The 6378-nt window shown below is 30.7% G+C and carries 6 protein-coding genes; all 6 read right to left on the minus strand.

The window, feature by feature from the left end:
* A partial coding sequence (locus J7M77_RS09700; RefSeq protein WP_296877950.1) for a MurR/RpiR family transcriptional regulator occupies positions 1 to 701 on the minus strand: 701 nt, incomplete at its 3' end.
* A gap of 89 nt (positions 702 to 790) precedes the next feature.
* Entirely contained in the window at positions 791 to 1444 is a 654-nt protein-coding gene (locus J7M77_RS09705; RefSeq protein WP_296877952.1) for an RDD family protein, read from the minus strand.
* Positions 1445 to 1466: 22 nt separating this feature from the next.
* Positions 1467 to 2882, minus strand: a complete 1416-nt coding sequence (locus J7M77_RS09710; protein ID WP_296877954.1) for a 6-phospho-beta-glucosidase — start codon at positions 2880 to 2882, stop codon at positions 1467 to 1469.
* A complete protein-coding gene (locus J7M77_RS09715) occupies positions 2875 to 4215 on the minus strand; it encodes a PTS transporter subunit EIIC (RefSeq protein ID WP_296877956.1) in 1341 nt (446 codons plus the stop codon). Before J7M77_RS09715 ends, J7M77_RS09710 begins: the two co-directional genes overlap by 8 nt.
* A gap of 175 nt (positions 4216 to 4390) precedes the next feature.
* Entirely contained in the window at positions 4391 to 5128 is a 738-nt protein-coding gene (locus tag J7M77_RS09720) for a MurR/RpiR family transcriptional regulator (RefSeq protein ID WP_296877958.1), read from the minus strand.
* Entirely contained in the window at positions 5121 to 6167 is a 1047-nt protein-coding gene (locus J7M77_RS09725) for a hypothetical protein (RefSeq protein ID WP_296877960.1), read from the minus strand. Before J7M77_RS09725 ends, J7M77_RS09720 begins: the two co-directional genes overlap by 8 nt.
* Positions 6168 to 6378: the final 211 nt, after the last annotated feature.

Genomic DNA, 6378 nt, shown 5'->3' on the forward strand with positions numbered 1-6378 from the left:
TCTTGTACCAAACATTCAAAAATATAAACTACGGGAACCTGGGTTGCCGATGAATAAAAATAGCGATCTTTATATGATGGAACATAGTAACAAATACTTTCATCAGCTAATTTAGCTGCTGTTGTATTGGCACTATTGGTTATTACAATTACTTTAGCACTAGTTTCTTTAACAATGATAATTTGATTATTAATTTCTGCTGTTTCACCACTAACTGTTAATACAACTAAACAAGTATTTTGATCGTAAACATTAAAGCGATGAGAAAAATCATCAACGAAATATGTTTTTAAACCTCTTCGATTAAATAAATAGGCACCGTATTTAGCCATTGCTCCTGATAAACCGATTCCAAAAAAGATAACTTCATGACTTTTAACCATGATATTGGCAACATTTTTTAGTGCTAATTGACTTTCTTCATTATTAAATCTTTTAAAATAATCGAGGATATATTCAGTATTTAATTCATAAGCGTTACTTTCTAAATTTTGATTATACCGTAATTCTACATTAAATTGCGTAAAACCATCATAGCCTAACTTTTTACAAACTCGAGTAATCATTGATGGAGAAACATGTAATTTAGCTGCAATATCCTTTAATTTAATATTAACTACTTCTTCTTGATGAGAAATTAAATATACATAAATTTCATATTCTAAATCATTTAATTGTTTTATTTGTTCTATCGTTATCATATTATCACCAAATTTATTTTAACATATAAAGATTATTTTACGTACTTCTTTTTATAATAAGCAAAAAATCAGCTAATACTAGCTGATTTTTAACTGTTTGCAAATTTTAAGTTTTTATTTTTACGCATTTTCTTTTTCATTTTGCGACAAGCTACAGTATATTGATTTGATTCAAGATAGACTACTTTTGTATTACAAACTACATCATGCAATGCTCGTTTGGATTTTAATACTAATACCATAATTGCAGAAACAAGACTGATTGCAAGGCCAATATAAGAATAAATTTGACTAAAGTTGATGTTAGTCGCTGCATTGATAATTTGATGCAACATATTACTGCAAGTAAAGATACTTCCTTCAACTAAAATAATCATGACAAATTGTCTAATCATAATTTGTTTTGTTGTTGCATCTAAATAATTATTGTCTACGATCTTTAATTTTAAGATTTTTTTACCAACTGTTTGTCCTTTAAAAACAAAGCAAGGCACTAAGACATAATAACCAACCGCAACTAGAAATGATAATCCTCCAGCAAGAAAATTATATGGATAATCAAAAATAGCGATATTTTGTGGTATGCTAGTAGCATCATCATGTAACATCATATAAATAATAATTAACGGTAACGAAGCAACAACGCCTCCTAAATACCAGTCAATTGCATAAGCAATAAATCTTCTAATATGACTTAAATCGTTTTTTTCTTCTTTATTCCTTAATTCTAATATCTTTTTCATAGTCTACCTCAAATCTTATCTATTATAATTCTTCACCATTAGTGGCAATTACTTTTTGATACCAGTTAAATGATGCTTTCTTACTTCTTTGTAAAGTACCTGAACCATCATTATTTTTATCTACATAAATGAAACCATAGCGTTTTTTCATTTCTCCTGTTGAAAAGCTGACACAATCAATGCAGCCCCAAACAGTGTAACCAATTAAATCAACACCATCGATATCTACTGCTTTTTTCATCTCTTTAATATGAGCTTTTAAGTAGTCAATTCGATAATCATCATTTACTTCACCATTGACTTTTTCATCAATTGCCCCAAAACCATTTTCGACAATGAATAATGGTAATTGATAGCGATCATATAGCCAGTTTAGTGTATAACGTAATCCTTTAGGATCAATTGGCCATCCCCATTTAGTTTTTTCAATATAAGGGTTGTTGCATAGATCTTTTTCTTCATCATAATCTAAATTATCATCCCCGTCACCTTTAGTGGCAAATGACATATAATAGCTAAAGCCAATGTAATCAACACAACCATTTTTTAAATCTTCTAAATCTTTAGTAATGATATCTAAATCATAACCTTTGCGTTTAAAAAATGTTTGCATAAAACCAGGATATTTCCCACGCGCATGAACATCGACAAACCAGAAACGTTTATGATTAGCCCCAACTGCTTTTAACATATCATCTGGATTGCATGAGTATGGATAAATTGGTGTCATCGCCATCATGCAGCCAACTTGCATATCAGGATTGATTTCATGAGCAATTTTTACCGCTCTAGCACTGGCAACTAATTCATAATGAGCCGCCTGGTACATTACTTTTTCCCGATCATCATTTTCAGTAAAAAGAATTCCCGAATTAGTAAATACTGACACATCACTTTTATAGTTAACTTGATTATTAATTTCATTGAAAGTCATCCAGTATCTAACTTTGTCTTGATATCTTTCAAAACAAACCCGGGCAAATCTTTCAAAAAATTCAATCATTTTACGATTACGCCAACCACCATATTTTTTAACTAATCCATACGGCATTTCAAAATGGCTTAAGGTAATAACCGGTTCGATATCATTTTTTAATAATTCATCGAACATTTCATCATAGAATTCTAATCCGGCTTGATTAGGCTCTAACTCATCACCTTCAGGAAAAATTCTAGCCCATGAGATTGAAGTTCGAAAACACTTAAATCCCATTTCTTTAAATAAAGCAATATCTTCTTTATAATGATGATAAAAATCAATTGCTTCATGATTAGGGTAATATTCACCCTCAATAATTGTATCAGTGATTTGACGGTTTTTTCCGACTCCACCAACAGTCATCATATCTGAAACATTAGGTCCCTTGCCACCTTCGTTCCAACCACCTTCAACTTGATGGGCGGCTACAGCACCGCCCCATAAAAAATCTTTACGCATTTGTTTCCTCAGCTTCGGCCTTTACAGCTGCTCTAGTACTTGCAATTACAAATGGTAAGTAAATTAAAGTACTGATCGCAACGCAGACAAATCCGATAACTAAAGCCATAATATTGTTAGCTCCAGATCCTAGAAATGGAATTAAGAATCCTGGTGTTGTCCAAGCAACACTATAAGCTACTGGTGGAATAATTTCAAATACCGCTACACAAAGCCATCCGACAATATTACATACTACCGGTGCTAAAATAAATGGTATTATATACATTGGGTTCATTACTAATGGGAACCCGAAAATAATTGGTTCGTTAATATTGAATAAACCTGGTGCTAATGACATTTTCGCGATTTGATATTGAGCTTTGTTTTTACGTCCGGCAATAAACATTGCAATGATCAAACCAAGTGTTGCCCCAGAACCTCCAGTATTACCAAAAGCATCATTAATTGAACCCCAGTTAACTGGATAAGGAGCTCCCCAAGCTGTACCGTTTGCTGCAACATATTCTAAGTTGATATTAGCTTGTTCAGTAAAGATAACAGATCTTAATGCACTTAAAGTATTTGGTCCATGAATACCAAGTACCCATAAGAATTGTTGTACAATTACAAATACTAAAATTGTTCCCATTGAACTTCCTAGTGAAGTTAACGGTGCTTGAATTGCATTATAAATTAATACTTGAATACCATCAGCAGTAATATTACTAAAGATGAAATTAATTAAACCAGTTAACGCTAATACAATCATGATTGGCATTAATAAGTTAAATGATTTAGAAACTGCTGGCGGTACCATAGCTGGCATTGAAATTCTTAATTTAGAATTACGCCCTAATCTAGTTAAAACTTCAGCTACAAATAACCCAACAAATAAAGCTACGAATAATCCTTGTGCCCCTAAATAAGTAGTCATTAAACCAGCTCCACTACCATCTTCAAAAGCTCTTGAAGCTGGATATAAAATGAAATAAGCTGATAATGCCGTAATACCACATAATACTTTATCACCTTTCATTTCTTCAGCTAATTGATAAGCTGTTAAAAAGGCAATTAATACCGCTAAAATATTAGTAGTACCGTTAATAACTGAATTCAAAATTGCCTGGTAATCAGTTAAGTTAGGAATTAAATCTCCTAAATGTAATAAACTAGCAACGAATCCAGTTGGATCTAGAAATACATAATTAATCAATAATACCATTGACCCTGCCATTGTTAGCGGGAATGATAATGTAAATGCATCACGAACTGCAGCTACATGGCGTTGTCCATTAATCTTAGCTGCAAAAGGAACAAAGTAACGTTCCATGGTGGCTTGCATCTTTTCCATAGTTTTTCCTCCCATTGATATTTTGATAAATCGGCCAATTTGTGATAAGTATTGAAAGCGCTATCCCTATCGACGCCTTAATTATAACTAATTTAACCAATTTTTAAATATCTACAGGTACTTTATCAATTGAATTCATATTTTGAATATTGTTACTTATTAAAAACAAATTGTTTTATCTATGAAAGCACATTGTCGCTAAATTTTCAATAATTGCTACTACAGGAATTTGCGAAGTCATATCAAAAACATCTGTTCCTACCTTATTAATATAATATGGAATCGTTAAATCTGCCATTTTAGCTAATGTACAACTCTGTGAGGTAGTAATTGTAATAATCTTACAATTTTGTTTTTTACAATCAGCTAAAGTATCAATAACCTCAGGTGTTTCTCCTGATACCGATAATACAATTACAACTGTATTAGGATTTAATGATGCCATTTTTAAAAATGGATCATTAACGGCAATCGTAAATTTACCGGCACTTGTAAATCGTCTTGCCCCATATTGACAAATCGTTCCCGAATTACCAACACCAAAAAAGACAACATTTTCACTATTACCAATAATTACCATTGCTTCATTAAATTTATCTAAATAATAGCTAGTACTAAACTTCTTCAAACATTCAATTACTTCACTAAAATCATAAATTCTTTCATAATGTTCTTCACTTTGTAAAGACATTTTATACGCAAATTTAAAATCATTATAACTATCATAGCCAATTTTTTTAACAAATCTTAAAATTGTCGTTGTCGAAACACCAACATTATCGGCTAATTCCCTAATCGTAAGATAAGGAATAATCAAACTATTAGACATAATATATTCAAACACTTTGATTTCAAGATCATTTAATTTTTTTATCTGTTTCGCATCAAAAATACTATTTGCTTTTTTATTCATTTTCCATTAATCCTTCAATATTATCCATCGTAAAATCACGCATGTTCAAATCAATTAATTTACTTTCAGGAATATATTTATCAACTTCCTGTTCATATTCTTTTAAAGTCAAAGCTTTTTCCGTTTCATCAATTTTATAAAGATAATAAATAATACCATCATTATCCTTATCTAATTCAGGAACATATCCATAATCCCGGTCATAACAATATGCATTAGCAATTATTTCATATTCATTTTTATCTTGATCATATTGATAAATAATATAAGGCCACAAAGATGTTCCCGCACTTTGGTTATGGCTTAACGGAGATTTAACCATGCCATCTTGATAAAATTTACTATTAGCCCCTAAAGTATTAATCATTTCAAAAGTATTATTATCTGAATTATATTCCCATACTTCCATGTGCATCCCTGCCATTGCTGTCGTGGTAAAATTAATAATAATTTCATCAACACCATCTTCATCAATATCACCGATTCCAAATTGATTTTGTTCAAAAAATGATGTATCAATTGTACCATTAATACCTCCACGTTGATCAATATAACTATCAGGATCTTGATATACCGCTAATAAAAAGTCATAATACTGATCAATCGATACTCGATTATTTATTTCCTCAATTTTGTCTTCAATCTTTTCTTGTTGTTTTTCATAGACTACATCAAGCGCCTGATTCAATAATTGTGTTGCCTTTTCAACTTCATCTTCAATTACATAAACATCCGCCAATTCTATATATGCCGTTGCTTCTTTCGGTTCGATATCAATTGCTTCTAGATATTTATCTTCTGCTTTTATATACTCTTTTTCTTCTACATATTTACGAGCACTATCAATCACTTCGTTATACTCTTTTTCTTTATTTACAGGCCTAAAGATAAAAAACGCCGCTATTGCAACTGCAACAACTAAAACAAACGCAATTATAAAAGATATTTTTTTATAACCCTTTCTTTCTAACTTGGCACCACAATTAGCACAATAAATAGCATCTTTTTTATTATTTGTTTGACAATGTTTACACTTCATGATCTTTTCCCCCTACATACAACTAATTATAACATTATCTATTTCGACTTTAAAATAGACCATAAAATATTTTTTATCTTATTATTAAAAAATCTTAAACATCTTAAATTAAATTGACAATCATCTACGTGTTAGATACCATCATTTTAAGAAAATAATTATATAAAATGTCCAAGGAATCACGATGAAAAAGATTAGACAAAAGAAAAAA

The organism is Thomasclavelia sp., from assembly GCF_017889095.1.
GTDB lineage: Bacteria > Bacillota_I > Bacilli_A > Erysipelotrichales > Coprobacillaceae > Thomasclavelia.